The organism is Endozoicomonas sp. G2_1 (assembly GCF_017744155.1).
Classification (GTDB): Bacteria; Pseudomonadota; Gammaproteobacteria; order Enterobacterales; family Alteromonadaceae; genus JAGHQT01.
The window spans coordinates 32504-59490 of record NZ_JAGHQT010000018.1; the positions used below are offsets into that span (position 1 = coordinate 32504).

The 26987-nt window shown below is 44.1% G+C and carries 28 protein-coding genes; 11 read left to right on the forward strand and 17 right to left on the reverse strand.

Annotated elements, in window-relative coordinates; translation table 11 throughout:
- Positions 1-1017, forward strand: a complete 1017-nt coding sequence (locus J7384_RS16030) for a hypothetical protein (RefSeq protein ID WP_209115544.1) — start codon at positions 1-3, stop codon at positions 1015-1017.
- Positions 1002-1238, forward strand: coding sequence for a SlyX family protein (locus tag J7384_RS16035; protein ID WP_209115545.1), 237 nt, complete (start codon positions 1002-1004; stop codon positions 1236-1238). Before J7384_RS16030 ends, J7384_RS16035 begins: the two co-directional genes overlap by 16 nt.
- Positions 1239-1313: 75 nt before the next feature.
- On the opposite strand, the gene J7384_RS16040 is transcribed toward J7384_RS16035, so the two are convergent.
- Positions 1314-1508, reverse strand: coding sequence for a YheV family putative zinc ribbon protein (locus tag J7384_RS16040; RefSeq protein ID WP_348523884.1), 195 nt, complete (start codon positions 1506-1508; stop codon positions 1314-1316).
- A 136-nt stretch (positions 1509-1644) separates the two neighbouring features.
- Between J7384_RS16040 and J7384_RS16045 the strand changes: the two genes are divergently transcribed.
- From J7384_RS16045 to J7384_RS16070, 6 genes are all read left to right on the forward strand, one after another.
- Positions 1645-3558 carry an ATP-binding cassette domain-containing protein gene (locus J7384_RS16045; protein WP_209115547.1) on the forward strand — a complete coding sequence of 638 codons (1914 nt, stop codon included), beginning with the start codon at positions 1645-1647 and terminating at the stop codon, positions 3556-3558.
- 99 nt (positions 3559-3657) lie between these two features.
- Positions 3658-4395: a tetratricopeptide repeat protein gene (locus J7384_RS16050; RefSeq protein WP_209115548.1), complete on the forward strand. Its 738-nt coding sequence runs from the start codon at positions 3658-3660 to the stop codon at positions 4393-4395.
- A 75-nt stretch (positions 4396-4470) separates the two neighbouring features.
- Entirely contained in the window at positions 4471-4611 is a 141-nt protein-coding gene (locus J7384_RS16055; protein WP_209115549.1) for a hypothetical protein, read from the forward strand.
- An 89-nt stretch (positions 4612-4700) separates the two neighbouring features.
- Complete coding sequence (locus J7384_RS16060) at positions 4701-5387, forward strand: flagellin (RefSeq protein WP_209115550.1); 687 nt, start codon at positions 4701-4703, stop codon at positions 5385-5387.
- Between the two features lie 81 nt (positions 5388-5468).
- Positions 5469-6455, forward strand: a complete 987-nt coding sequence (locus tag J7384_RS16065; RefSeq protein ID WP_209115551.1) for a hydrolase — start codon at positions 5469-5471, stop codon at positions 6453-6455.
- 11 nt (positions 6456-6466) lie between these two features.
- Entirely contained in the window at positions 6467-6697 is a 231-nt protein-coding gene (locus J7384_RS16070; protein ID WP_209115552.1) for a YheU family protein, read from the forward strand.
- A gap of 61 nt (positions 6698-6758) precedes the next feature.
- Here the strand turns inward: J7384_RS16070 and J7384_RS16075 are convergent, their stop codons facing one another.
- From J7384_RS16075 to nudE, 3 genes are all read right to left on the reverse strand, one after another.
- On the reverse strand, positions 6759-7340 hold the full coding sequence (locus J7384_RS16075; RefSeq protein WP_209115553.1) for a YceI family protein: 582 nt from the start codon (positions 7338-7340) through the stop codon (positions 6759-6761).
- Positions 7341-7725: 385 nt separating this feature from the next.
- A complete protein-coding gene (gene cysQ, locus J7384_RS16080) occupies positions 7726-8550 on the reverse strand; it encodes a 3'(2'),5'-bisphosphate nucleotidase CysQ (protein ID WP_209115554.1) in 825 nt (274 codons plus the stop codon).
- Positions 8543-9106 (reverse strand): ADP compounds hydrolase NudE, encoded by a 564-nt coding sequence (nudE, locus tag J7384_RS16085; protein ID WP_209115555.1) that lies wholly within the window; start codon positions 9104-9106, stop codon positions 8543-8545. Before nudE ends, cysQ begins: the two co-directional genes overlap by 8 nt.
- A 98-nt stretch (positions 9107-9204) precedes the next feature.
- On the opposite strand from nudE, the gene yrfG reads away from it, so the two are divergent.
- Entirely contained in the window at positions 9205-9876 is a 672-nt protein-coding gene (yrfG, locus tag J7384_RS16090; RefSeq protein ID WP_209115556.1) for a GMP/IMP nucleotidase, read from the forward strand.
- Between the two features lie 97 nt (positions 9877-9973).
- Here yrfG and J7384_RS16095 read toward each other — a convergent pair whose 3' ends face one another.
- From J7384_RS16095 to gspC, 12 genes are read right to left on the reverse strand one after another with little or no spacing between them, the layout of a single operon-like run.
- Positions 9974-10717, reverse strand: coding sequence for a type II secretion system protein N (locus J7384_RS16095; protein ID WP_209115557.1), 744 nt, complete (start codon positions 10715-10717; stop codon positions 9974-9976).
- Entirely contained in the window at positions 10717-11193 is a 477-nt protein-coding gene (locus J7384_RS16100) for a type II secretion system protein M (RefSeq protein WP_209115558.1), read from the reverse strand. The genes J7384_RS16095 and J7384_RS16100 overlap by 1 nt, the downstream gene beginning before the upstream one ends.
- Complete coding sequence (gspL, locus tag J7384_RS16105; protein ID WP_209115559.1) at positions 11193-12449, reverse strand: type II secretion system protein GspL; 1257 nt, start codon at positions 12447-12449, stop codon at positions 11193-11195. The genes J7384_RS16100 and gspL overlap by 1 nt, the downstream gene beginning before the upstream one ends.
- Positions 12449-13462: a type II secretion system minor pseudopilin GspK gene (gene gspK, locus J7384_RS16110; RefSeq protein WP_209115560.1), complete on the reverse strand. Its 1014-nt coding sequence runs from the start codon at positions 13460-13462 to the stop codon at positions 12449-12451. The genes gspL and gspK overlap by 1 nt, the downstream gene beginning before the upstream one ends.
- Positions 13462-14223 (reverse strand): type II secretion system minor pseudopilin GspJ, encoded by a 762-nt coding sequence (gspJ, locus tag J7384_RS16115; protein WP_209115561.1) that lies wholly within the window; start codon positions 14221-14223, stop codon positions 13462-13464. Before gspJ ends, gspK begins: the two co-directional genes overlap by 1 nt.
- 6 nt (positions 14224-14229) lie before the next feature.
- On the reverse strand, positions 14230-14676 hold the full coding sequence (gene gspI / locus J7384_RS16120) for a type II secretion system minor pseudopilin GspI (protein ID WP_209115562.1): 447 nt from the start codon (positions 14674-14676) through the stop codon (positions 14230-14232).
- Positions 14666-15304, reverse strand: coding sequence for a type II secretion system minor pseudopilin GspH (gspH, locus tag J7384_RS16125; protein ID WP_209115563.1), 639 nt, complete (start codon positions 15302-15304; stop codon positions 14666-14668). Before gspH ends, gspI begins: the two co-directional genes overlap by 11 nt.
- Positions 15305-15337: 33 nt before the next feature.
- On the reverse strand, positions 15338-15781 hold the full coding sequence (gspG, locus tag J7384_RS16130; RefSeq protein ID WP_209115564.1) for a type II secretion system major pseudopilin GspG: 444 nt from the start codon (positions 15779-15781) through the stop codon (positions 15338-15340).
- A 4-nt stretch (positions 15782-15785) separates the two neighbouring features.
- Complete coding sequence (gspF, locus tag J7384_RS16135) at positions 15786-17006, reverse strand: type II secretion system inner membrane protein GspF (RefSeq protein ID WP_209115565.1); 1221 nt, start codon at positions 17004-17006, stop codon at positions 15786-15788.
- 2 nt (positions 17007-17008) lie between these two features.
- Positions 17009-18622, reverse strand: a complete 1614-nt coding sequence (gene gspE / locus J7384_RS16140) for a type II secretion system ATPase GspE (RefSeq protein WP_247741832.1) — start codon at positions 18620-18622, stop codon at positions 17009-17011.
- A 20-nt stretch (positions 18623-18642) separates the two neighbouring features.
- Positions 18643-20748, reverse strand: a complete 2106-nt coding sequence (gene gspD / locus J7384_RS16145) for a type II secretion system secretin GspD (RefSeq protein ID WP_209115566.1) — start codon at positions 20746-20748, stop codon at positions 18643-18645.
- Between the two features lie 30 nt (positions 20749-20778).
- The gene (gene gspC, locus J7384_RS16150) at positions 20779-21720 is read right to left on the reverse strand and encodes a type II secretion system protein GspC (protein ID WP_209115567.1); all 942 of its coding nucleotides are present in this window, start codon (positions 21718-21720) and stop codon (positions 20779-20781) included.
- Between the two features lie 341 nt (positions 21721-22061).
- Here gspC and hslR point away from each other — a divergent pair, with 341 nt between their 5' ends.
- Together hslR and hslO are read left to right on the forward strand one after the other, a co-directional pair.
- On the forward strand, positions 22062-22493 hold the full coding sequence (gene hslR, locus J7384_RS16155; protein WP_209115568.1) for a ribosome-associated heat shock protein Hsp15: 432 nt from the start codon (positions 22062-22064) through the stop codon (positions 22491-22493).
- 5 nt (positions 22494-22498) lie between these two features.
- Positions 22499-23359 carry an Hsp33 family molecular chaperone HslO gene (gene hslO / locus J7384_RS16160; protein ID WP_209115569.1) on the forward strand — a complete coding sequence of 287 codons (861 nt, stop codon included), beginning with the start codon at positions 22499-22501 and terminating at the stop codon, positions 23357-23359.
- Between the two features lie 124 nt (positions 23360-23483).
- Here the strand turns inward: hslO and J7384_RS16165 are convergent, their stop codons facing one another.
- Positions 23484-26897 carry a S8 family serine peptidase gene (locus tag J7384_RS16165; RefSeq protein WP_209115570.1) on the reverse strand — a complete coding sequence of 1138 codons (3414 nt, stop codon included), beginning with the start codon at positions 26895-26897 and terminating at the stop codon, positions 23484-23486.
- Positions 26898-26987 lie beyond the last annotated feature (90 nt).

A 26987-nucleotide genomic window follows, 5' to 3' on the forward strand; every position in this document is an offset into this window, starting at 1 on the left:
TTGACAGAAAAAAGCCTTATTATCGTGCGCAATCGTAACATTTGCTTTCAACTAGCGAGTTATTTTGTCTTTTTATCTTTGCTAGCCGCTTGTAGTCCAAACGCCGACAAACCCGTTCAGCGCTGGCAACACGCGGTTGAAGGTGCTTACGCCGCTAACATTAGCAACGACGCTACGTTAAGTGTGGTTTCGTCAATTCACCACGGTATTTCACTGTGGGATTTGGAAAATAACGCGTTAAAGTACAACTGGTTTCAACAACAAGACAGCAGTGATAATTTAGTGTTGGCGGCAGATATTTCAGATGACAACAGCCATGTTGTTACTGCCAGCCGCGAGAACTTTTCAGTATGGAGTGTTGAAACCGGTCAAGCACTTGGCTACTGGCAAGTGCGAGAGTCGAGTATTCGCGATATTGCCTTGGCTAACGAAGCTCGCTCTGTGCTAATTGGCAAGGGCAATGGCACCGTTGTCCACGTTAATTTAAATACCGGCCGCCGCCTAGAATTCTTAGGTCATCAAGAACGGATTAATGCGGTTGATATGTTGCCCAATGGTCGCATTGCTATTTCTGGATCAAATGATTTTGTCGCTTATGTTTGGGATACTGAAACAGGTCAAGTGATCTACCGTTTTAACCATCCAAGCCGAGTGACTATGGTGGCATTAGACGCTAGTGGCCGTTATGCCTTTTCTGCCGACAGTAAAAAAGCGGCTTATGTTTGGGATTTAAAAACAGGCAAGCAAATTACTGCGTTGAAATATACCAATCGCCAAGAAGTGTTCAGCACAGTGCAATTTTCACCCGACGGCAGTTTATTGTTAACTGGTGCGCCGAGCCGTAAAGTCAGTCTGTGGCAAATTGGTACTGGCGAGCGGATAAAAAGTTGGCGAGTAACACCAAGGCAAGATACTCGACCTGCTGGTGCGGTTGTTTACAGTGCGGCTTTTCGGGATAATAGCCAGATTATTACTGAAAGTTCTTCTGGGTACGCAGAATTATGGCAAATCAATTAACGGTCGATTATCAGCAGTTGCTCGATCGTATCGAAGCACTAGAGTCGCGCAATGCATTTCAAGATGATGTTATTGAACAGCTCAATAGTGAGTTAGCAATTCATCAGCAAGAGATCAGCGAATTTAAACAGCAAATTCGCCTATTGGCCACTCGCATTAAATCGGTAAATCCGGAGACTGGCCTTAGACCTCAAGACGAGCCGCCGCCACCACATTATTAAGCGATTCACATTGAATTGTCGCATTAATCTGTTGCATTAACCAAGCCACGATAGTTTGTCGTAAGACTATAGCGCTTATTCTGGCGTGAAAACACCAATGACTTGTTCGTTAGCACGAGTGTTTTTCGCGACTTGTTCTTCAGGTTGAGTCATTTGTTCACCACAGCTAACGCAAGTGACTTTTTCCACATTGTGCTCTTTGGTTAGTGCCATGGTGTCTTGTGCTTTACACTTTGGGCAAACGGCACCGGCAATAAATCTTTTTTTCACGCTTGATCTCTCTTTCATTTACGCTAGTTGCTATTAATACGAAAGCAACGTCAATATCGCGCTATTTTACCTTGAATCACAGGGTAGATAAAAGCGACAATACCCGTTAATAGATAATCTTTACTAGGACACCCTCTTGATAGCAGTAACTGGGTTAAGCCTCGACCGAGGCGCAAAAAACCTGATTAAATCGGCTAACTTTACCGTTCACGCTGGTCACAAAGTTGGTTTGGTAGGTGCGAATGGCTGTGGTAAATCATCACTTTTTGCTGCATTACTCGGTCAGTTGAGCCCTGATGCCGGTGATATTAGTGTGCCAAGCAACTGGCAAATTGCAACGGTAAAACAGGAAACACCAGCTTTAGATAAAACTGCGCTCGATTACGTTATCGATGGTGACAGTGAGTACCGAGCATTAGAAGCACAGCTTGAAGTTGCCAGAGCAAAACAAGACGGCAACAGTGAAGCGTTAATTCTTAATCAAATTGATGCGATTCAAGGCTATAGCTTGCCCGCTCGCGCTGGCGAATTGTTGCATGGCTTAGGCTTTTTACAAAACCAGTTGTCAGAGCCAGTAAAATCGTTTTCCGGCGGTTGGCGCATGCGTTTGAACTTGGCGCAAGCATTGATCAGTCGAGCTGATTTATTGTTGCTCGATGAACCCACTAACCATTTAGATCTCGATGCTGTTATATGGCTCCAACGCTGGTTAAAACGCTTTACTGGGACCTTGGTCTTAATTTCACACGATCGTGACTTTCTCGACGATGTCGTTGGTCAAATTCTACATATCGAGCACCAACGGGCTAAACTTTATTCCGGTAATTACTCGAGCTTTGAACGTCAGCGAGCGGAGCAGTTGGCGCAGCAAGATGCGCAATATCAAAAACAACAAAAAGAAATTGCTCACTTAACCGCGTTTGTCGACCGCTTTCGCGCCAAGGCGACTAAGGCTAAGCAAGCGCAAAGTCGCTTAAAACGCCTGCAAAAATTACCTGAGCTAGCGCCAGCACATGTCGACAGCCAGTTTAGCTTTAGTTTTCCAAAACCGGATCACTTGCCATACCCGTTGTTGTCGTTAACAGAAGCTAATTGTGGCTATCCGAGCGTAACGATTTTAGAGCAAGTTGGCATTACGCTGGTACCGGGTAGTCGAATTGGCTTACTTGGCCGTAATGGTGCTGGTAAATCGACTTTGATCAAATCACTGGCGGGCGAACTCGCACTTAAGCATGGCCAGCGTTATTGTGCTCAAGAGCTTAATATTGGTTATTTCTCTCAACATCAATTAGAACAGTTGCATCCAGAGAGCAGCGGCGTTGACCATATTCTGGCGACGCACAAAGAGATGACCGAGTTACAGGCACGTAGTCACTTAGGTAGTTTTGGCTTTAGTGGCGACCAAGCGTTATCTCCGGCTAAGAATATGTCTGGTGGTGAAAAAGCACGCTTGGTATTGGCGCTAATTGTCTTGACCAAACCACAGTTGTTATTGCTCGATGAACCGACTAACCACTTAGATTTAGAAATGCGTCAGGCATTAGTACTGGCGCTACAAGACTTTGCTGGTGCGATTATTTTGATTGCCCATGATAGGTATTTATTAGAATCTTGTGTCGATGAATTTTACCTAGTTGCTGAAGGTAAAGCTGACGAATTTAGCGGTGATATTGACGACTACCAACAGTGGCTACTAACTGAGCAAAAATCTGCCAAGCAAGAAGCTCAGCAGGTTGATAATGTCAGCAAGAGCGCTGAACCCGTAGTTGATCGAAAGCAACAGCGCAGAGAGCAGGCTGAGCTTCGCAAAAAGGCAGCACCATTAAAAAAACAAGCGGACAAGCTGGAAGCGACACTTGATAAATGGCAACAACAACTTGCTGACATTGAACAAGCGCTCAGTGATAGCGACCTTTATCAGGCAGAAAATAAGGCAAGGTTGACCGATTACCTCAAGCAGCAAGCCAAATTAAAAGCTGATATCGAAGACAGTGAAATGCAGTGGTTGGATTTACTTGAGCAGATTGAACAAATCACTGGTGCTGCCTAAGTACATTATTAAGCCAGTATTTATTAATAAAAATAACTTGCTACACTTAAAAATAGGCTAGTTATTGATAACAACAAAGATCAGACAATAGGATGCATTATGAAAAAATCATTATTTGCGTTCGCCTTACTGGCGGCAAGCTCAACTGGCGCATTGCAAGCCGCTGACCTTGATACGGGGATTTATCAGCTCAATCGCGGTGCTTTTAAAGAAGCGATTGCAGAGTTTACTCCTTTGGTTGAAGAAGGCTACGCGCCAGCACAATATCAAATGGCGCTAGTACACATCAATGGTTGGGGTGTTAGAAAAGACGCTAAAGCTGGCTATGAGTTATTGACCAAAGCGGCTAAGCAAAACTATCCCGATGCCCAATTTGAGCTCGCGTTGATGTACGCCGAAGGTAAAATTGCCAAAAAAGATTTGCGCAAGGCTTATCAATTAACTGCAGCTGCAGCGGATGAAGGCTTGGCCAGTGCTCAATTTAATTTAGCTGTTATGTATGCCAACGGCGAAGGTATTACTCGCGATTACGTTAAAGCTGCTAAGTGGTATGAAAAAGCCGCAGAGCAGAATTATGCGCTTGCTCAGTTCAATTTGGCGCTAATGTATTACGAAGGTAAGGGCGTTGAAAAAAGCAGTGAAAAATCGTATTTCTGGAACTGGATTGCCGCTAAGAGTGGCTTTAAAGATGCCATTACCAGTCGAGACTTAGACGAGCGCAATTTGTCAGCCAAACAAATTCAAGAAGTTAGAGAAAAAGCTGATGAGAAGTACCGTAGGATCATGCAGCAGCGCGACTTAAAAGCGAAAAAAGCGGCTGAACGGGCGATTAATTGATCTAAATCACAAATCAATTCGGGCTCCTTATTTATCATAGTTCCTGTTGAATATATACTCATTAAGGAGCCCATCATGGAACTGTTCAATTTATTTATCAAAGATCCTGTTGTCTTATTTTCTTTTGGTGGCTTAGCAATTGTATTGGCTATTTGTAGCTTTTATGTCTACTACTTTATGAAGCACATCCAAGAAGCTGATCAACAAGAAAAGTAATACCGAACTAAATAATTGTGTAAAATATACACAGTGTCATGCTTATTTTGCTATAATTTGCCTTACTGGTGATTGTTAGCAGGATAAGCATGAATATTTCAAATACAAGTAGTCTCTCAAGTAGCTTGATATCGCGCTTAAGTCAGGAGCGGGATCAGCGTCAAGAACAACTAGCCTCAGGCTCACGAATTAATCGTGCCGCCGACGATCCAGCTGGCTTACAAATCAGTAATCGCTTAACTGCCCAGCAAAATCAATTTAATCAAGAAGCTGTTAACGCGCTCGATCAGCGCAATATTAATAATGTTCAGTCCGGCCAGCTTGGGTCAATTAGCGAAAGCCTGCAGCGCGCAAATGAACTCGCTATTCAAGCGTCAAACCCGTTGTCAGATAACAGTGCTATTCAAGGTGAACTTGATCAAATTACTGAGCAAGTTAACGCTTTAGCCGAACAAGCTTTCGGACAAAGTGGCTTTGTTAGCGGCTTGTCTGCGTCTGATCCTGCTGCTACTCAAGCGAACCTTGAACAAGCTTTTGAACAAGTTAATCAAGCTGCTACTAGCTTAGGGGCTGAGTCAAATGCTTTAGCTGCGCAGGCTAGTGTCGCACAAAACAGTGCGGTTGATATCGCCAGTAGTCGTTCTCGTATTCAAGATACTGACTTTGCCGCAGCTACCAGTCAACAAAGGCAAAATGAAGTGTTACTGCAAGCTGCAGTTATTACCAGACGAGAAGAAGACCAGCGCCGAGGCTTGCTAGTTGATCAATTGGTTTAAGTACATTGAAGAGCATTAGCTCGTTTGATTTCACAGGCGTTATCCGTAAAATAACCAGCAATTTTTATTGTTGGTTTTTTTATGGTTAGAGAGAGCGATTTTCAACCGGCTTGGTGGCTACGCAATCATCACTTACAAACAATGGCGGCTAAGTTTTTACGCAAACGCTTAGTGGTTGAAACTTTTACTGAAGTACTTGAATTACCCGATGGCGATTTTGTCGACATAAGCTGGACCGAGCAAATCAACAATGATGATCCTAGACCACTAGCCGTTGTTTTACATGGCTTAGAGGGTTCTAAGGACAGCCATTATGCTAAAGGCATGTTGCTGGCGCTTAAAAAAGCGGGTTTCGTTGCTGTGTTGATGCATTTTCGCGGCTGTAGTGGCCGCCCTAATCGCTTGGCTAGAGCTTATCACTCTGGCGAAACAGGCGACATTCACTTTTTCACTGAATACCTGCAAAGCCAATTCCCCAATAAACCTATGGCACTGGTTGGTTTTTCTCTCGGTGGTAATGTTGCAGTTCGCTATTTGGCTCAGTATCCCAATAACCCTTACCGAGCAGCTGCGGTTGTCTGTGCACCACTGGACCTAGCAAGTTGCAGTAGGTTCATTAATTCAGGTAGTTCTAAAATTTATCAGAGTTACTTGTTGAATATGCTAAAAGCGAGCACAACCATTAAAATTGAGCAGGGCTTAATTGATCACTTGACTCCTAACCAAGTTGCAGAAATTGACCACATGTGGCAATTCGACGACTTAGTGACAGCTCCTCTGCACGATTTTAATGGTGCTGCTGATTATTATCAAAAAGCCAGTGGTGGTCCTGTACTTTCAGAGATCAAACAACCTTGTTTGGTCATTCACGCGCAAGATGACCCGTTTTTAAGTCACAGCGATATTGTAAAGTTCGCTGATGTACCAGAGCATGTCGAATTTGAAGTAAGCAAGCGCGGTGGTCATGTTGGCTTTATTGCCGGCAGTAATCCGTTTAAGCCTAACTACTGGTTAGAGCCAAGAGTAACTGGCTATTTGCGTCAATATTTTAATTTCAGTCAGAGCTAGTAAAAGCCAAGATGATTATTCCATACCAATCGCTAGAGCCGGACACCTTGTCGGCAATTATAGAAAGTTTTGTTCTACAAGAAGGTACTGAATACGGTAGTGAAGACGTGCCGTTGGCAACAAAAATAGCTCAAGTAAAACAGCAATTAAAGCAGGGTAGTGCGATCTTGGTATATTCTGAGCTGCACGAGAGTGTCAATATTATTCCTGCCGACCAATACCAGCACGACGCAGGGTATTAGTAATTACTGATACCCAAGCATCTTGAGGTCACTTGGGTATATGATACCTAATTCGTCAGTTTTAGTGGGCATTGAATTGCAAGTTAAACGTTACCGGCACAGCATAGCTAATACTGGCAAGTCCTGCTAGTTCTCTAAGCTTATCAACACCTTTGACTAAGTCGTACTGGTTGGCTTGGACAATGATTGGCTTAACACTGTTGACTAACAAATTATCGCCATTGAGCTTTGTTACCATCAGCTCGCTACTAACAGCTTGCTCTTGGCCGTGCAAGCTTAGCTTACCTGCAACTGTCATCTGCTGACTTTCGCCTACTTTCATCGCTTTGAGCTGCGCATAATCAACCTGTGCAGAAAACATTAGCTTTGGAAAAGTTACTGTGTCAAACAAGTACTTTTGCATGCGCTCGTCACGTATTCCGATTAAGGTATCGACACTGGCTAAGTCAATCTCAAAGCTAACGGTGCCGTTCTTGTCGAGCTGTCCTGATAACTTGTTAAACTTGTGTACTTCTGCAATGTGCTCGGCCTTAGTGGTGATAAAACTGAGATTAGATGCTTGATTATCAAGTTGCCAGTTCGCCATTGTCGGTAAGGCAAATAATGCTGTACACAAGGAAATTAATTTCAATTTATTACTCATGGTTCCCGCCTGTAAATTTTGAGAGTCGTTATTTGAGGTTAAATAGCATTATACCCATACTACCTCAAGATACGAGGTTCAGCGCTGTCACAGGGACTTAATATCAAGGCGTAGCTAGCAGGAATGGTTACTCTCGGCAACTGCTCCTGCGTTGCTCTAATGTCCTGCATCCATGCAGGAACCTTTCAATTAGCTGCAACGCAGAGAGTAAGTTCCTGTGAAGCGCCCTCTCTACAGAAAAAAGGGGGTTGGTTTAAAAGACGATTTATGCAGCGTTATTGATTTTAACAAGGGAACAACCATTCTTTACAATCAATGCCTTGTCTAAATCGCTTTTAATTCCAACTGAACAAGCATCTTGAGGTAGCTTGGGTATATACGTTTATTAGAGCGTTCGAGTTGCCTTGTGCGGTCGAATTATTTTTCGCCACGGAAAAGCTTGGTCACCTAAGGTAATAAAATCAGGGTTCATTAGTGTCGCTCGGTTGTTGTAACTAAGCGGATTAAACTCGGCGTCAAAGATACGGCCACCGGCTTGTTCGATAATGCAGTGGCTCGCACCGGTGTCCCATTCGCCGGTTGGGCCTATACGCAAATAGCAATCAGCGCCACCTTCGGCAATCAAACAATTTTTTAACGAGCAGCTACCTAAAGCTATGTATTCGAAGTCAAAATCTTTGTTTAAATACTGCCCCATCAATTCGAGCTCTTGACGTCGGCTGACAGCAACTTTAACCGCGCGTTCTTCACGATAGGGGGCAACACTGATTTTGCGGCTTGCTTGTTGGTTATCTTTAAAAGCGCCTAGTCCGGTTTGTGCGTAATAAGTTAAGCGGTGATCTGGCGCGTGAATGACGCCAATAGTCGGCCAACCATTTTCAACGAGCGCGATATTAACGGCAAAATCGCCGCTGCCAATGATAAACTCGCCGGTACCGTCAATGGGATCGAGTAACCAGTATCGTTGCCAATTATTGCGCTGGCTCAGAGGTAAAACACCAACTTCTTCAGAAATAATCGGGATATCTGGCGTTAGGCTCTTTAGCCTGTCCATGATGATATCATTCGAAGCCAAATCAGCACTGGTTACCGGGCTGTCATCCGCTTTCATCTCTGCGGTAAAGTTACCACCGCGGTAGTAACTCATCACTTCTTTACCGGCCTGTTGTGCCGTGTTAATGGCAATGTCTAATAGTTTATCGCTATTCATTGGCACTCCGCATTTGGTCAATTAACAACATGAGTGCGGCGATACTGCGCGCTTCGTTAAAGTCTGGTTGTGCCAATAAACTCTGGTAATCTTTCAATGACCAATGCACTACTTCGAGTGGCTCCGGTTCGTCACCTTCGAGTTTTTCTGGAAAGAGATCCTTGGCAATGTAGATATCCATTTTGGCTGAAAAGAAGGTTGGTGCCATCATTACCTGATGTAAATGTCGCAATTGGTTAGCGCCAAAACCGATTTCTTCTTTGAGTTCTCGATTCGCTGCTTGTTCAGGATTTTCTCCCGGGTCAACTAGGCCTTTGGGAAAACCCAGTTCGTAACTGTGGGTACCAGCGCAGTACTCGCGAACTAGGCACATAGTATCATTGTCTAACATTGGAATAATCATTACCGCACCACGTCCTGAACCTTGCATGCGTTCGTACTGACGTTGTTCGCCGTTGCTAAATGTTAAGTCAAGCTGTTCGATACTCAGCAGTCGACTTTTTGCCACTTGCTGGCGCGCGTTAATGGTTGGCAATGTCGTCTTACTTTCGGCCATGATTATCCTGTTGCTTTGAGAAAGTTGCCAGTTAGTGACTGAGTGAGACAGTCGTCTGGTATAATGCCTATAATAAATTGTTTTTAGAGAATAAATCTATGCTTAATTGGGCAAATATTTCAACGGTGCTATTAGATATGGACGGTACCATTTTGGATTTACACTTTGACAATCACTTTTGGCTTGAGCATTTGCCCAAGCGCTACAGTGAAGCGTCTGGAATATCTGTTGAACAAGCGAAACAAAAATTTACCGAGCATTACCATCAAGTCGCCGGAACCATCTCTTGGTATTGCTTGGATTATTGGGCTGAGCAGACCCAGTTGCCAATTACCGAGTTAAAGCGCGAAGTACAACACTTGATTAAACTGCGCGCTGATGCCCATGATTTTTTAGTTGCTCTGAAATCGTCTGGTCGAGAAGTGGTTTTGGTGACTAATGCTCACCCCGATAGTTTGTCGCTAAAGATAGAACGTACTGAACTCGATAAATATTTCGATACCTTGTACTCAACTCATCAGTTTGGCGTGACCAAAGAATCACAAGCTTTATGGCAAAAGTTGCAAGCACACCACGGTTTTGAACTGGCCAATACACTGTTTGTTGATGATAGTATGCCAGTGTTGGCTTCAGCGAAAAAATATGGCTTCGAACACTTGTTAGCAGTGGCAAATCCGGACAGTAAAAAGCCGGTACAAGTGATTGACGACTATCCAGCGATTACCGATTACAGTGTCTTACTTAAAGAGATATTAGCCAACCCGGTGTAGCTCTTTGGTTTAGTGTGTAAATGTGGTGCAGTATTGAGCAGTTGTTTAGTTTTAATTTGATAACTGCTCAACACGGTTTGTTTGAAAGAAGACGTGCTTAAAAACGGAGGCGGTAACGGCCCTGATTGTCTGGTTGACCTAAAAACGGCAAGGCATCGTTTAACGGCGCAGGGAAATTAGCGCCGGGTTTGATATAACCATTGCCCGAAATTCGTCCCCCTTGTTGTAGGTAAGCTGAATAGCTTAGGCCGAGGTTGTTGCCTTCATCAATTTTCATTTCTATGGCACCTTGGCTACATGCAAGTTTCGCCGATAAATCGCCAAATTTGATTTGCTGGTCAACCGCGTACACTTCTGCATTTGGCCAAGTTAATGAACCGTTGAGCGTTTGGCAAAAAGGCTGACCGACTGTGTATTGGTTGATGTTCACTTCTAGGTAACCGCGTGCATCAACTGGCACAATTAAGTCGAGATGTGGTGCAATTTCAGCCGCACTGATAATTACTTGAGTATTTGTCAGGGTTGCGTTGTCGAGGAAGCCATCGATGGTTGCATAGCCTTCAGGGCCATCGACCAAAGCGCCACCAAAAGATAATTCAATGCGAGGGTTGGCGCTTAGCAAAGAGGTAAAACTCAAGCTGGCGTTGATGTCGTTGACTACGCCATACTGGTGTTGTAATTGTTTAACACGTGCTTGCCAGACACTACCCGAGACACCCTGCAAAGCAATGTTGTTGGGCAGCTTTACGAAATTTAAAACAAAGCTCGCGGGCATTGAAGCGATAGCAAAAATCAAATATACGACCAGAAAAATTGCCGCACCGGCAAACCACTTTTTCATTAACCTCTTCCCAATTGTAAACGACGAACATTAACGACGCCGGCAGTATCTGTGTTGGTGACGTCGATCGCTTTAACCTTTACGCCGTTGTTATTCATCAGTTGATCAAGCCAAGCCATGAGTTGGTCAAATGGTACTTGCTCAATCCAAACTTGTAGGTCGCTACCCTGTGGTTGCATGCGATCGATAATAATACCTTGTTGGTTGGCACTGCGATTGACCACGCTTGATAAACTGCCACCCTTGTTAGTGAGTTGACCGCTTTGACGCGCTTGTTGATAACGGGTTGTTTCTGACTCAACCCAGCTCAGTAATTGCTGCTGACGTTCAATTTTATCGCTCGTTTTAGCGATATTGTTGTTGAGCGGCTGCCACACTAGGCTGTAAAACAAGAAAATACCAATAACTACTGACATCGCCAATACTAATTTTTGCTCGCGCTCGTTCAATTGCTGCCATTTTTCTAACATCTGCATTATCCCGCCTTAATACTGAACGAACCAGTGACTTGGTCACCTTGATTGTTTTGAGAACCTTGACTGACCTTAAATTGCAATCGTTCTAACTGATTTTTAAATTGCTCAAATTGCTGATAATTACTGGCAATGGCTTGAATACGCAACTCTTGGCGCTTGTTGTCGTATTTCAGCGACTCTGGCTTTAACTGAGGCACACGAGCAAAAGCAGGCTCTAAACGCGCTAATAGCGTTAGAAAATGTGCATCGTTGTTGGCACTGCTAACACCCGCCAGTTTCTGTTTTAATTGCGAACGAATAGTGCCAAGGCGCACTTTTTTGGTTTGAGGGAATACTTGTTTGTAACGATCAATAATTTGCTGTTCGATCGCAGCTTGTTCTTGGTTGAGCTGATACAATTTAGCGCCTTTATAACCAAGGTTTAGCAATAGCGCTAAGCCTGCAACACCTGCGGCTAGTAGCCAAGATTTGACCATAGGTGAGCGCTTGGTTTTAACTTGATAAGGCCCTTGTAGTAAGTTAAAGCTGGTTTGTTCTGCATGCTGAGCAAGCAGCGCCAACGGCAACTCTTCTGGTTGTTGAACAATTTCAAAACCATCAATCGCCTCTAGTTCTGCGTAGCTATTGATCTTTATAGTATGGTTATCAGCACTGTTGTCTTGGTCTTTACTTGCTAGCTTTTCGCGTTCGCTCGCCAGTGCTAACTCTGCAACCACAGGCCAAAGAGTTTGGTCGACCGTCATCACTTGCCAAAAGCCTTGTCTGAACAAATATTGCTGGCCTAATTTAACACTGGTCCAGCTCTCAGTCTCGTAAGGAAGTGCCAGCGCATCAGGTAGCATTTTTTTCGCGCTAATATCGGCTGCTGCCAACCAAGCTAGCCATTGTTCTAGTTGCTCTCGCTCCACTGCCGCCAATAGGCAATTGGCGTCTTGAGTGTCGTTTTGACTAGTTGCATAGGCAAAAAACAGTTGTTCAACGTCTTGCGCTAGGTCATCTTCAAGCATGTACGGCGCTGCCATTTGGCGAGCCCGTTGTGACTTACCCGGTACTTGCAGTTGCTTTAAACTGACGTCATTAGCGGGAACTAACACCACTACTTTGCGCTGGTTCGCCTTTTCAGTTAATTCAGTTAGCGCACTAGCATTAGCGAGTTCGCCACTGGCGATAATTTCTAGTTCACTAGTTGACCAAACTAACCAGGAGATAGCTTGTTCTTGTTTACTGGCTAAACGAATAAATAAAGTTTCTGCCATTACTCTCGTCCTATGCGTCGGCTAATTACGTCTACGCGTTTATTATCCGTCACCATCATCATTGAATTCATTGTAAAGAAACTCGTGTTAAAACGAGTCGTTGTTTTTAAGTTAAAAAAGTTACTGTCGAAAGCTATTTGGCCGCGCTCAGTATTCGTTGGTGCTTTTTTTGCAAAAACCGGAGCAGTAAAAAAGGTTGCGCCATCTGAGTAGCCTTGATCGGGTCTATCATTGATCAGCTCTTGGGCATCACTTTCACTCATACCATCAAAAGCAGCAGCGAGCAGCTTGCTCTGTTCGGACGTCAGTGTATTGATGTTAATGCTATTTTGGTTATATGGCAAAGTGCAAACGTAAGGTCGTAGCGCGTTGATCACCGGCACCGTAAAATGCTCAATCACGCGCAGTTCATTAACACTAGCGAGAAAGTGGTTAGCCGCTAAGTAAGGGAATTCTCGACCGGCATAATCGTTATCTTCAGCGCCGCCAGCACTTGCAATCGAAGTGTCTTGGTCGAGCCAATCGGTTAAGGCATCAACCATATATTCCGCCTCAAAATTACTGACGCCTTCTACTCCTAAGCTAATAATTAATCGCTCAAGTGTGTGTTGCGCTTGTGGCTTGTTGGAACCACCAGATGTTGGTGGCGCTACACCGGGTGTCGTCGATTGGTCAGGGCGCAGTGAATTGAGATTAAAACACGCCTGTAAGTCTGTTATTTCGCCAGTGATTTGACCAAATTCAACTGGGTATGTCGTTTCGCCTTGAGCCCAAATCTGCTCTAAATGGGTGATATTGGGATCCCGCTTAACGCTTTCTGTGAGCAAGCGTTTGGTGAATGCCTCTGCACCAATCGCATACCAATAAGCTTGTTGATTAAACTCGATATTGGCGTTGCGCTGCAATTCTACCTGTAGGCGAGTCGTCATTTGAGTCGCGATAATCGCCGCTAAGGCAACAATGAGCATGACGCTGATAAGGGCAACACCGTGTTGTCGGCTGACTTTGAACATTAGTTGCCCCTCGGGTTAGGCTGACTACCAGAACCAGAACCAGAACCAGAACCAGAACCAGAACCAGAACCAGAACCAGAACCAGAAGTTCCACTGCTAGTGGCGAGGTTATTTAGCGTGACACCATCATCGCCTGGTGTTAAAAACTGGCGGCGAATTTTACCCATATCTTCGGTATCTAGCTCAATGGCTATAGCATATGGCAAGCGACCTTTCGGCGCTTGTTGCTGCCACTTTTTGCCATCGTGATATTCAAAGCGAATATCATTGACTTTCCCAATCAGCTTTCTAACCTTTGGTTCTTCACCGAGCACAGGATCGACAAAGTTAAAATGCAAGCGCTCTAAGTATTGGTCGTTTAATCGGTAAGCGACCGATTGCAAGTCACTGCGCGGTATTAGCAAGCCGGGATTAGTCCAGCCTTGGCGAACAAAAGCTAAAGCTTGGCTCTGTGAGCGAAAATTATTGCTGTCGTCGCTGTGAACAAAATTTTGACTGGATTGATCGCCGTCGAGTCTAACGTGGCGGCGGGCAACTTGATTAAAGTCGCGCTCAATCATAATAAATGCTCGTTGCAATTGATGAATGCGCTCAGTCTTGCTTTGGGTGCCTTCGTCGCTTTTTATCGCGGTTTGTAAAACGGTGACGCCAGCAATACTCACTAACGCGAATATAGAAACGGCGAGTAACACCTCTAACAAGGTAAAACCGAGCTGTTGCGGCTGATGAATTGGTGCTGTTGTCAGCTTGCGACGAGTCATTGCTGGTTAACCTTTATCTCGTGCAATATAGGTTTGCAGGCTGGTTATTGGCAACTCGTCATCTTCGTTAAGGCGAACTTCAATGGTAACGGCTCTCATGTTGCTGTCAGTTGTTCTAACCACTTTTTGTTGCCAAAACCACTCTTTGCTGGCGAGTTCCATTTTGCCTTTTTTATTGTTTCTCGGTGGCCAAGTTTCATCTAGGTTGACTTCGACCAGTTGATTACTGGCCACCCAATTGGCAACCATACGCTCTTCTAGTTGACCAATGTGCCTAACATTGCTACTGGTTGCGCTGACTAATGCGACACCGGCAATCGCCAGTACAGCCATTGCGAGCATGACTTCAATAAGGGTAAAGCCAAAAGAGCGTGACTTTGCCCGCTTAGCTCGTTGTTGAAGCTGACTTGAGCTTGTACTTTTTCTGGTGCTTTTTATGATGTTAGGGTTCAAAAGTAGGCTCCCCAACTGTTAAAGGCGGTGAATATAAACCAGTAATAGTGACACTGATATCGAGGTCGTAGGCAAACTCGTCACTGAAACTCAAAATTAAACTGAAAGGGGTGATATCTCCCCCTGACAATAGATATATTTGTGGCAGTGGCTCAGTCACTTTTTCTTTACGGTTATTGCTGGTGCGCTCGTTTTCTTCTTCTCTTTGCTCTTGCAGTTCTTGTTGCTGTTCAATGAAGGCTTGGCTATCAAATAATGAAGCCTCTAGTGGTAGGTCGTCGAATACTAATTCGGCTTCGATACCTTCGGGAAATTGGTGGTAGGTAAACGCCGGTTGGTTTGGGATTTCCGCCCAGCGAGTGCCATCGTAGCCGACGATTTGGTAGCCGGACTTTTCAATAACAACACCGAGTTCAACATTGTTGAGCATGCCGTATTCAGTGGCAATATCAAAAATGCCCGCAAAGCGGGCACTTTCGCTTGTAAGTTTTTTGTCAGGACTGTCATTGGTGAAGTTAACACCGATAACCGAAACCATAATACCAATAACTACAATTACTAGCATGACTTCAATTAAGGTAAAGCCCTTGCTAGTTATTTTGCGATTAGAGGTAAACTTGCGAATCATAAATCACTCTGTTATAGCTAATCAAAGCTATCGCTACTGATAGTCGGTTAGGTTCCAGTTGCCAATATCGTCATCAGTACCGGCTTCACCGTCAGGACCCATCGAGAAAATATCCATATCGCTTTGCTCGCCAGGATTGAGCAATTGGTAATCGTTACCCCAAGGGTCTTTTTGTAAACGCTTTAAATAACCGCCATTTGGAAAACGACGCGGTAGTGGTTCAATATCCGTTTGGCTGACCAAGGCCTCTAAACCTTGTTCGGTTGACGGGTAGCGAAAGTTATCAATTTTGTAGCGGTCAAGAGAGTTTTCTAGTGACGTAATATCGATTACCGCACGCTTGATTTGCGCTTGTTCTTGGTTGCCAATTAAGTTAGGTACGACCATAGCAGCCAAAATACCTAGAATAACAATAACCACCATCACTTCTAACAAGGTAAAACCTTGTTGCTTGGCAGAGTTGATACGCTTGTTCATAAAGTTAACTTCCTATTAAGTTATTAAGCTGGAGAATTGGCTGTAAGATAGCCATTACAATAAATAAAACCACGCCCGCCATAGTCACCATTAACGCTGGTTCGAATGCTTTTAAAGAAATACTGACTAATGCTTCGAACTCGCGGTCTTGGTTGTCGGCGGCGCGGCCGAGCATTTGTTCAAGTTCACCTGACTTTTCACCACTGGCGATCATATGTAACATCATAGGTGGAAATAATTTCGTTTGCTCAAGTGCGACCTTTAAACTGGTACCTTCACGAACTTTGTCGGCCGACTCCTGAACCTTTTGCTTGATGTAAAGATTGTCTAGTACTTCACCGGCAATGCGCATGCTCTCTAACAATGGTACTGCACTCGCGGTTAAAATGCTCAAGGTGCGGGCAAAACGAGCCGTATTTAAACCGCGGCTGACTTTGCCAATCGCTGGCAAACCAATCATGCGTTGATGATGTTTTAATTTAAAACTCGGTTTTTGTAATAAGCGGTTAAATGCCACCATGGCAATTAATATTGCCAATACAATGAATAGACCGTAGTTGTTAACAAAATCACTAGTCGCAATTAAAAATTGTGTCGTACCGGGTAAGTTGGCACCCATGTGCTCGAATTGGCCGACGATTTCTGGCACGACAAACGCCAATAAAATACCAATAACGCTAATCGCAACAATGGTCATGATAATGGGGTAAACCAAGGCTTGAATCAGCTGCGAGCGCATTTGCTGACGCTGCTCAGTGTAATCGGCGAGTCGGTTGAGCACCTTTTCTAGATGGCCTGACTTTTCACCGGCGGCAACCATAGCGCGGAACAAGTTATTAAAGACTTGTGGAAATTCCGCCATACTTTCAGCGAGGCCGTAACCTTCAGTAACCTTTGAGCGCACCGCCATGATAATACTTTTGAGGCGGTTTTTTTCACATTGCTGTGCTACTGCCATCAATGATTCTTCGAGTGGTAAACCAGATTCGACCAAAGTTGCCAGTTGACGGGTGATTAACGCCAGTTCAGCTGCAGAAATTTTACTGCGGCTGAAACGGCTTTTAGGGTTGGTAGTTTTCGCCTTTTTTAAACTTTCGCTGACTTCTAGCGGTGTTAAGCCCTGCTCGCGCAGTAAGCCTCTAACATGGCGCGCAGTGTCACCTTCAATAACGCCTTTTACTGTTTTACCACGGCTATTGACCGCTTGATAATCAAATGCTGCCACGGTTAATCCTCGCGGGTGACGCGCAACACTTCTTCTAGCGTAGTAGCGCCAGCAAGTACTTTGTCAAAACCGTCTCGTCGAATACTCGGCGTTGACTTGCGAATGTGTTTTTCAATCGCTTGTTCGCCTTTGCCGTTGTGAATTAGCTCGCGAACTTTGTCATCAACAAATAATAACTCGTGAATACCGGTACGGCCCTTGTAACCCTTGAAATTACACTCGCTACAGCCGACCGCGCGATAAATTACTTGCTGATTGTCGTCTGGCAGGTCGAGTAGATGGCGCTCTTCTTCGTCTGGTAAGTGGCTTTCGCGACAGTTCGGGCAAAGAGTTCTGACCAGTCGCTGAGCAAGTACGCCGAGCAAGCTCGACGATAACAAGAAAGGCTCAACACCCATATCTTCCATACGTGTAATGGCACCTGAGGCGGTATTGGTATGCAGGGTAGATAATACTAAGTGACCAGTTAAACTGGCTTGTACACCTATTTGTGCGGTTTCTAAGTCGCGAATCTCACCAACCATGACAACGTCTGGATCTTGACGCAAGATTGCTTTTAACCCACGGGCAAAGGTCATATCAACTTTGGTATTTACTTGTGTTTGACCAATACCTTCAATGGCGTATTCAATCGGATCTTCTACGGTTAAAACGTTTCGCTGTTTGTGGTCGATTTGACTTAAACCTGCGTAAAGCGTGGTACTTTTACCGGAACCTGTCGGGCCCGTGACGAGAATAATGCCATGAGGCTTGTCAATTAACTGAGCAAAGCGTTCGCGGTTAGCATCTGTCATGCCTAGATCTTGTAAGTCTAAGCGAGCAGAGTTTTTGTCGAGTAGACGCAGTACGACTCGTTCACCGTGGCCAGTCGGCATGGTTGATACCCGAACGTCGACCGCTCGACCAGCGATGCGCAATGAAATTCGACCATCTTGTGGAATGCGTTTTTCAGCGATGTCGAGCTTGGCCATAACCTTGATACGGGATACCAACAGCGAGGCTAGCTTGCGATTAGGTGTTAATACCTCGCGCAATACGCCGTCAATACGGAAGCGAATTTTGAGGCTTTGCTCAAAGGTTTCGATGTGAATATCTGACGCGTTTTCTTTGATCGCTTCACTAAGCATGGCGTTGATCAGCTTAATAATCGGCGCATCATCTTCGTTTTCTAACAGATCTTCAGTTTCGACCATTTCGTCAGCGAGTGAATAAAGGTCGACTTCATTACCAATGTCTTCCATCACTTGTTTCGCTTCAGAAGAGTCGCGCTGATAGGTTTCTGTCAGTAACAGTTCAAACTTATCGCTTGGCACAGACTCTAGTTCGAAGCTGGTTTTTAACACTCGTCTGACTTCGAGTAGGGCATCTAAGTTAAGGGCAGAGGTACAATAGACTTTTTGGCTATCACCTTGGTCTTGAACCAGGATGTTATGGCGTTTGGCGAAACCAAATGGCAAGCGAAACAAAGTATTGTCGGCCTGCTCTTGGTTAAGTGCTTGTGCTGAAATTTGTTCAGAGTCGTCTCTATGCTCAGGGCTGTTTTCATGCTCAAGGCTGTTTCCCTGTTCACGGCTGTTCAAACTATCGAGCATTTCAGCAACGTCTTGATCACTCATAATTACTTCCTAAAGTCGGCCTATTCTTTGTGTGACTTGTGTTGGCTCGACTTGTCTTGCTCTGATTTTTCTGCTTGCTGCTTTTGATATTCTTCAAATGATGGCGGCAACGCTAGTTGATCGTTCCATTCAGGCAAGATCGGTAAGTGCTCATCACTCACCAGTGATAAACCTTGTTCTTTACGTAAAATCTCTTTGGCGCGAATATAGTTGTATTTCTTTTCTGTTTCACGGTTCATTGTTTCGCCGTCACGGATAATGGTCGGACGTAAGAACACCATTAGGTTGCGCTTGCGAACAGTATTACTGGTTGAGCTAAACAAGTGACCAAGCACTGGAATATCACCCAATAGCGGTACTTTCTGCTTACTTTCTTGAACGTCTTCATCGATTAAACCACCAAGAATAACGGTTGCGCCGTCATCTGCTAATACGGTTGTGGTGATTTCGCGCTTGTTAATTGAAATATCGACACCGGTTGCGCCACTGACCGATGACACTTCTTGCTCAATGGTTAATTGAACACCGGTGCCTTCGTTAACCTGTGGTGTGACTTTTAGCTTGATACCTACTTCCTGACGATCAACGGTTTGGAACGGGTTAGTATTATTCGCACCAGCAGTTGAACCAGTTAAAATTGGGATTTCTTGACCGACGAGGAATGAAGCTTCTTCGTTGTCTAATGTGGTGATACTCGGTGTCGCAAGAATATTAGAGTTAGTATCATTGCTGACCGCTTGAATGATTGCGCCCCAGTTGTCGCGAGCAACACCAATTGTCATACCACTCACTTGGCCTAATACCTGTGCTAGTAGGGTGAAATCGCCGTCTACATCTGGTTGATCTGGGTTTACCGTGGTTTGGCCATTTTCAGAAACCACGGTGCTTCCGCGTTGGCCCGGAGTACTACGCGCAGCGAGCGCTGCGGCGCCAACTTGGCTAATGGTTGCCGAACCATTGGTGAATTGCGTTAAGCCTGCTTCTTCGTGATACCACTGGACACCAAGACTCGCGCCATCACCTTCAAATACTTCAACGATAATCGCTTCAACTAACACCTGTGCGCGGCGTACGTCAAGCTGGCGAATAACCGCTTCTAATGAGCGCAGCATATCTGGCTGAGCAGTAATCACAATTGAGTTGGTATCTTCGTGGGCGTCGATGCTGATATTGCGTTGTTGACTGCGGCGGTTATTGGCTTGACCAGCTTTTTCTTCCGCTTCAATTGATTCACTAACGCCTTTTAAAACATCGACAAGATCTTCAGCTTTCGCGTACTTGAGGTAGTAAACACGGGTATTGCCATTACTTTCTAGCTCGCTATCAAGTCGTTTAACTAATTTGGCAATGCGCTCACGTGCTTGTAACTCACCGCTGACGATAACACTGTTAGTGCGGTCATCAGCGACGATTTTAGGAATTAAGAAAGTTGGCGTACCGGCTTTACCGGTTGATTTGTTCATCGCTTCAATAATGCGCACCATTTCACCAGCAGAAGCATACTGCAAACGAATGATTTGAACGTCTTGGTCCCCAGCGCGGTCAACTCGTTCAATGATTTTAACCAAGCGATTAACCACGGCAGCCGAGCCTGTTAACATAATGACGTTGGCTGGGTCGTAGTTAGTTACATTGCCGCTGCCAGCTTGGTCAGACAATTGACGAAGCAAAGGGACAAGTTCGCGAACGGTGACGTTTTTTACTTCGACAATGCGGGTGACCATTTCGTCACCGCTGTGAGTATCGTTATCGCCAACGACTGGAATTGCTGAGGTTTTGGCATTTTTCTCACGGATAATTTTAATCACGTTATTATCCATTTGAACCGCGGCAAAACCGTAAACTTCAAGTACGTTTAGAAAGAACTGATAGTATTGTTCTTCTGTTAACAAGTCGTAGCTGCGAACATTGACCTTACCGCGGACGTTAGGATCAACAATCATGGTTTTTTGTAAGTTTTTACCAACAGTATTGATAAACTCGGTTATTTCCGTGTTTTTAAAGTTCGCTGAAATCTGTGTTGCTTGCACAGTTGTCGGCGCTGTTAAACCGGCTGCTAATGAGAGTGCAATGGCACTTGATACCAATAGTGGTTTAATGCGAGTTGCGCTGAATAGTTGGCGCATGGATAAATTCCCCATTGTCATGCTTGATCGTTAACCGTTATCAATGCTGAATAGTATTTCTTTTAATTCGTCGCCACGTTGTATGAGCAGAGACACTTCTTGTTCCTGACGCAAAGCTTTTAACGCTTGGCTGGCTTCTGACAACTGCGTTAAATCAAAGCCGTTTATTTCAATAGCGATATCGCCTCGTTTCAAACCCGCCGCTTTAAAAAGCGAATTATTGCCACTGGGCGAAAGTCTGTAGCCGATTAACTTGCCATTTTTAACCGCTTGCGTTGGCGTAAAATAATCGAGTACTTTTTTAGGATTTTGTGCAATGTCTTTTCTCAGACCGGAAATCTGCTGGCTAAGTTCACGATTTTTGCGTTGATCGACAACTGCTTTTGCCGTTGGTGTGGCACTGGTATTAGTTTGTAGCTGAGCGTTATCTTGAGTTTTTACCGCAATTGGTTGGGGCTGAGTAACGGTTTTACTAAACTCAAAGCCGTCTAGCATTAAGGTTTCAAGACGACCGGATTGCTTGATAAGTACGCGATCAGGTAAAATTTGGTCAATGCTAGCGCGAGTACCGGTAATTTGATCGCCAATACCATACGTTTCTTGGCGGCCAGAATTTTCGATAATTGCTGCGGCAGTGTTTTCATTTTGCGTGGCAACAACGCCAGATAGTTTTAAATTTAGTCTCGTTTCTGGCGCGTCTTGCACTTGTACTGTTTTCGGTTTGTTATCTGCAACTGCTTGATATTGACCGAATAGATTAAGCGCTTTGATGCCACTGAGGTTAATCGTTTTCGATGAAGATGCCGTTGAATGAACAGTGACCGGCAGTGATGATTTTATTTGTGGTTGTGGCGCTAACAGCCAAGTAATTTGCGCTAACACATACGCTATATAGCCAATTAGCAAGACAATAATGACCTGAGTAATTTTTTTCTGTGGCAGCTTGTCGAGGGCTTCTTGTAAAGAAGCCAAGTTATTTGGCACTTGCATGGTTAATAATAAGTTTGTTTTCGCGTAAAATATGACTTGTCGATAATACTTGAGCGAAGCTCGTTCAACAAGATAACGCTAACATATTTTTGTTACATTTTGTCAACAATCTGTAATTAAACTCATTATCATTTAGCTGGCTGCTGCTAAATTGTACGCATCGCAGCGCCTTGGTAAAAAGTTGAACGAGTCTCTTGATAACGCTGGAGATAGCCATACATTAGCAAAGTGTGATTTCCCTTAGTCTATATGCTTGAGTTAAAGGCTTTTGCGTAAAGGCAAAATGCGCAGAAATAATTGAGAAGACAGCAAAGAATAACATTATGGCAAATAAAAAATCGCCAGTCGTAAAATCTTCGTCTGAGAATGATAAAAACTCTGGCGTCAGGTTAGATAAATGGCTGTGGGCAGCAAGATTTTATAAAACACGGGCGTTGGCCAAGCAAATGATTGATGGCGGTAAAGTGTTTTACAACGGGCAGCGCTCTAAATCGGGCAAGCTTGTTAGCATCGGCGATAAAATCCGCGTTCGTCAGGGCTATGAAGAAAAAGAGGTGCTGATTGTTGCTTTGGCAGATAAGCGCCGTGATGCGACGTTTGCACAAACCTTGTATCAGGAAACTGAAGCGAGTATTAAGGTCAGAGAAGACAATGCTCTCGCGCGCAAACAAGGTATTTTATTGAGTCCAGCATCTGAGACTAAACCGGATAAAAAGCAGCGTCGTCAAATCCGACAATTTAAAGAAAGAGTGTAAGATTAATGTCAAATTTTGACCAATTGAATCGATATTTATTCGATGATCTCCACGTAAGGGGAGAACTTGTTCAACTCGAGCAAAGTTATCAACAAATTATAGCCAACCACGATTATCCACAGGGGGTCAAAACCTTATTGGGTGAATTGATGGCGGCGACTTGTTTATTGACTGCAACCTTGAAGTTTGAAGGTGAGATCACTGTGCAAATTCAAGGTGATGGTCCAGTGAGTTATATGGCGATTAACGGTGATGATAAGCAAGTGATGCGCGGTATTGCCAAGCTTAATCAAGTGACCGAAGCCGAAGGCTTAGCGGCCCTAATTGGCAAAGGCACCATGGTGATTACGATTAGACCGTCTAAGGGTGAACCTTATCAAGGCGTTGTTGCATTAGAGGCCGATACCTTAGCAGAGTGTTTAGCACACTATTTTGAAGTCTCGGAGCAAATTCCTACCACTATGTGGTTGTTTGTCGATCGCGAAAACGACAAGATTGCTGGTAGTTTGGTTCAGCTGTTACCCGATGGCGAAAACAAAGAGAAACAGCAGCAAGACTATGAACACCTTTGCCAGTTAACGCAAACCATTAAAGCAGAAGAAATTTTTAACCTACCAGCAGAAGAGTTGTTATATCGTTTGTATCATCAAGAACAAGTGCGCTTGTTTGAGCCGCAAGCGGTAACTTATCAATGCTCGTGTTCTGCGGATAAGTGTTTAACTGCAATTGCGCAAATTGGTCAACAAGCGATTGATGAAATTATTGAAGAGCAAGGTCAAATCAGTATGAATTGTGATTACTGCAATACTACTTATCGGTTTGATCAGCAGCAGATTAATGCGTTTGTAAATCCAACTAAACACTAACAGTTACTGCTACTTAACATCGAAGAATTGAGGTTATTCGATACCTTAAAAACGATAAAAATTATGTATAAAAAAATCAGCATCGACGATTAAATCGATGCTGGTTTTTTATTTCTATTAGCTATTACTTCATTCTACGACGTAACCATGCTAATGGTAGGAAGGCACCTAATAACCAACCGAAAGAGCCACCTGATGAACCACTACTAGCAGGAGCTGGAGGAGCAGGCTGTTCAGCAGCGGTATCTGGAAGGTTGTTTATTGAAACGGTAACTGTCGTTGGTTGCGATAAGTTAAGGCTACTATCAGCAGCAACTACTTCTAGTACAATCTCCGTGGTACCACCTTCGAAGTTCAATAATGTTGCATCTGCAACTTTAATTGTTCCATCTCTATCAACAGACAGTGCAGCTAAATTTGAAGATACGACAACGATTTCACTAAGCACACTAGAGAAAACGTCAGCATCAGTCGCTTCAATCTTGCCAACTACAGTGCCATTGGCAGTGTTTTCATCAACAGAAAACTTTTGATCAGCAGTAACAACAGGAGCAACGTTGCTATCTGCACTTGGCTTAGCCGAAGTTACTGGAGCACCTGAACCAGACAATACAGCGAAGTCAGCACCTGACAATGTTACATTAGCTGAACCGCCTGCTGGGATAGTTGTAACAGCGTTACCTTCAGTATCACTTAGACGAGCTAATACAGTTGTTGGAGCAAAGTTATAACCTGTAACAGTTAACGTGTCTTCACCTGTTTCTTCATAGAAGTCAAACTGGCTTGTTTCAACTCTGAAACGAATAGTCGCATTCATTTGACCTAGGTCATCTGCATCTAGACCAATTGAATCAACACAGTGTTGTAACGTGACAAAGTTGCTACCAGGTGTAAAGAATACATTTTCTAAGCTACCGCTAAATGTATTCCATGCAGAAGTGAAAGTAACATTTAATCCGGCAGGGAAACCACCGCCGAAAGCGCTTCTAGCAAGTGTCTGAGCCGAAAAGTCAAAGTTACCGTCAGAATTTAAGTCATAATCAACATAAAAACCGGCGACGTTATCCGAAGCAATAGTTTCGGCAAATGTTAATGTTGCAAATACCGAGCGACCAGAGTCACATACAGAAGTAGGAACTGCTAATACTTCCATAGAGCCCATTGTTAGGTCTAAATAAGTACTATCACCTGCTGGATCTTCTCCGGTAATGGGAACAACTATTGGGCGCTCATCTACACTACCTTTATTATTTGCAGTAACTGAAACACGGCCAGAATTATTCGATACTGCAATTTCTAGTCCCGAGTTAGCTTTAGGTAATACGTGGTAAACTAAATGAAAAGCTTTACCATCACTATTACTAAACTCTAAAGCACCGTCATACTCTACAGCGGTAAGTGCCGTTGAACCTCGAGGTGTTTGAAGTTGAGCTTGCGTTAACGTCCAGTCATGCAACTTACTACCATCGATAGTAATGGTAACGTCAAACTCTGTAGTTGCACCAGGAGCAATGGTGATATTTTCAGGGTGTTTGAATGAAACCGCCCCCGTTGCTGTATCATTTGCGAAGCGATCGGCTATTGCCAATGAGTATTGCTGTGTTGTCGAAGAGAAGTTTTTAACAACAATGCGCTTGGTAACTGATTTGGTTTCGGTTACTGCGACTAAACCAAATGATAAAGCGCCTTGTAATGAATCTTTATCCCATGCAGCGACAGGAAGCTGCGAAGCTTTTTGTACATCAACTAAACCAGCACCAATAAAGCTGATTGGCGCTAGTCCGGCATCTGGGTTGATTGATTCAGGAGCAAGCTTAACGTCTAAGTTTGCTGAATTCATCAATGTTGCTTTCAACTCAATTGCGTTGCGATTAGGCAATGCTTCTTTGAGTAATGCCATTGCACCAGCTGTCATTGGGCTTGAGAATGATGTACCGCTAATTGGGGTTAAGCCATCACCTAAACCTGGCTGTGCTGTCAGGATGTCAGTTCCTGGCGCTGTAATTTCAGGTTTTAATAGGCCGTTGACGTTAGGTCCGCGAGAAGTAAAGGTTGCAATAGCATCAGGTACGGCAACTTTTTCAGCTTCAGAATTAAAATTGAATGTCAAAGCTGCGTCGGCCGCCAAGGCTGCTTTCACTGCATTACCACTAGCAAGCGTCATACTGATGGTTGGAATAGTAATACCTGAGGCAGAACCACCAACAAAGTCAGAGACATCACGGTCTACATTATCAACAATGATTACTGCAGCAGCTCCCTTAGCTTGTGCATTTAACGTTTTACTTGTAAATGCACAAGCACCTCGATCAATGATGACAATTTGATTAGTAAAATCTACGCCATCTGCAAATGCTTCACAACCATTTTGGTTATCTGTCGGATAGACAAGGGTATGGCTAGTATTAGAGAAAGAAAATGCTGCCGCTGGGTTATATGAGGCTAAGCCGATATCAACAGTATTTGTACCAAATGTGCCAGTGAGTCGGTCAATAGGTGTTGTAGGGTGAGTCATTGCACCAACAGACATAACATTGGCACTTGTACTCGGGCCACCAACGATAAATGGCGTCGGACCGTCATTACCGGCTGAAATTGCCGCGTTTACACCTAGTAAAGCGGCTTTGTCTAATAATTCTTGAACAGCACCACCGCGAGTTGTACCAAAGTCACCACCAAGTGACATGTTAATAACATCTACACGGTCTGAAAGGTCACCATCGTTGTTAGGATCCATTGATGCTTCAAGTGCGCGCAACTGATTGATACCAGAACATGTTGCTTCACAAACAGAGTATACGTAAAGTTCGGCGTCAGGTGCTAAACCTACAACCGAGTGAGATACGTGGGTGCCGTGGTTCTCTGTGATGTCGAGTGGATCTGGATCGTTATTAACAAAGTCAAAACCACCAACAACGTTACCCTGAGGCCAAGCTGGAGTATCAGCTGGATCTGCTGCTGCTGCGTCGTATGCGGCTCTCGTTCCTGGACCACCTAGTGCTTTGTGAGTATAGTCAACACCGGTATCAAGTACTGCTACTTTTACATTTTTACCAGTAGCCGTATTGTTAGCAACAATTTCTGTTGCGTTCATATAAGTTGCACTTGCGGCTACATCCAAATCGTAATCAAAGATCGGAAGTACTTTGTCTACGTTATTGTTATTTGCTAATAAATCTGCAAGGTTGGCACGTGTCTTAACGATAATGCCGTTAACTAGGTTTCTAGTTTGTGCAACAACTTCAATATTAGCATCTAGTTTATGCAGGTCAGCAATCATTGAAGCTTGTGACTTATTGATATTGCCTATTTGGCTACCAGTTTTACCCGCTGTTTTTGCTTCAACGATTGAATTTTCTTTAAGTTTTACTAACCAGCCACTCACTTTCTGTGCTTCTGGTGCTGTTAAATCCGCTGTTGATGCTTGAATTAATGGTTGATTTGATAGATTGTATTTTTGAAGTGACGCTTCAGTTGCAGACACCGACATGGTTGCTGAGGCAATAGCTAGCGCTAGAGCCGTTTTTCTTATTTTCATTATAGTTTCCCTAGTAATTTATTTTTTTTACCAAAATCGCATTTAAAATTAACATTTTTGCAACTAATGTCAAGTGGTTGAACAATGACT

Bases quoted from the DNA above. Each gene is read 5' to 3' on its own strand.
- J7384_RS16035 (WP_209115545.1), top strand. From the start codon at position 1,002: ATGGCAAATCAATTAACGGTCGATTATCAGCAGTTGCTCGATCGTATC.
- J7384_RS16050 (WP_209115548.1), top strand. From the start codon at position 3,658: ATGAAAAAATCATTATTTGCGTTCGCCTTACTGGCGGCAAGCTCAACT.
- J7384_RS16055 (WP_209115549.1), top strand. From the start codon at position 4,471: ATGGAACTGTTCAATTTATTTATCAAAGATCCTGTTGTCTTATTTTCT.
- J7384_RS16060 (WP_209115550.1), top strand. From the start codon at position 4,701: ATGAATATTTCAAATACAAGTAGTCTCTCAAGTAGCTTGATATCGCGC.
- J7384_RS16065 (WP_209115551.1), top strand. From the start codon at position 5,469: ATGGTTAGAGAGAGCGATTTTCAACCGGCTTGGTGGCTACGCAATCAT.
- J7384_RS16070 (WP_209115552.1), top strand. From the start codon at position 6,467: ATGATTATTCCATACCAATCGCTAGAGCCGGACACCTTGTCGGCAATT.
- J7384_RS16075 (WP_209115553.1), bottom strand. From the start codon at position 7,340: ATGAGTAATAAATTGAAATTAATTTCCTTGTGTACAGCATTATTTGCC.
- cysQ (WP_209115554.1), bottom strand. From the start codon at position 8,550: ATGAATAGCGATAAACTATTAGACATTGCCATTAACACGGCACAACAG.
- nudE (WP_209115555.1), bottom strand. From the start codon at position 9,106: ATGGCCGAAAGTAAGACGACATTGCCAACCATTAACGCGCGCCAGCAA.
- yrfG (WP_209115556.1), top strand. From the start codon at position 9,205: ATGCTTAATTGGGCAAATATTTCAACGGTGCTATTAGATATGGACGGT.
- J7384_RS16095 (WP_209115557.1), bottom strand. From the start codon at position 10,717: ATGAAAAAGTGGTTTGCCGGTGCGGCAATTTTTCTGGTCGTATATTTG.
- J7384_RS16100 (WP_209115558.1), bottom strand. From the start codon at position 11,193: ATGCAGATGTTAGAAAAATGGCAGCAATTGAACGAGCGCGAGCAAAAA.
- gspL (WP_209115559.1), bottom strand. From the start codon at position 12,449: ATGGCAGAAACTTTATTTATTCGTTTAGCCAGTAAACAAGAACAAGCT.
- gspK (WP_209115560.1), bottom strand. From the start codon at position 13,462: ATGTTCAAAGTCAGCCGACAACACGGTGTTGCCCTTATCAGCGTCATG.
- gspJ (WP_209115561.1), bottom strand. From the start codon at position 14,223: ATGACTCGTCGCAAGCTGACAACAGCACCAATTCATCAGCCGCAACAG.
- gspH (WP_209115563.1), bottom strand. From the start codon at position 15,304: ATGATTCGCAAGTTTACCTCTAATCGCAAAATAACTAGCAAGGGCTTT.
- gspG (WP_209115564.1), bottom strand. From the start codon at position 15,781: ATGAACAAGCGTATCAACTCTGCCAAGCAACAAGGTTTTACCTTGTTA.
- gspE (WP_247741832.1), bottom strand. From the start codon at position 18,622: ATGAGTGATCAAGACGTTGCTGAAATGCTCGATAGTTTGAACAGCCGT.
- gspD (WP_209115566.1), bottom strand. From the start codon at position 20,748: ATGCGCCAACTATTCAGCGCAACTCGCATTAAACCACTATTGGTATCA.
- hslR (WP_209115568.1), top strand. From the start codon at position 22,062: ATGGCAAATAAAAAATCGCCAGTCGTAAAATCTTCGTCTGAGAATGAT.
- hslO (WP_209115569.1), top strand. From the start codon at position 22,499: ATGTCAAATTTTGACCAATTGAATCGATATTTATTCGATGATCTCCAC.
- J7384_RS16165 (WP_209115570.1), bottom strand. From the start codon at position 26,897: ATGAAAATAAGAAAAACGGCTCTAGCGCTAGCTATTGCCTCAGCAACC.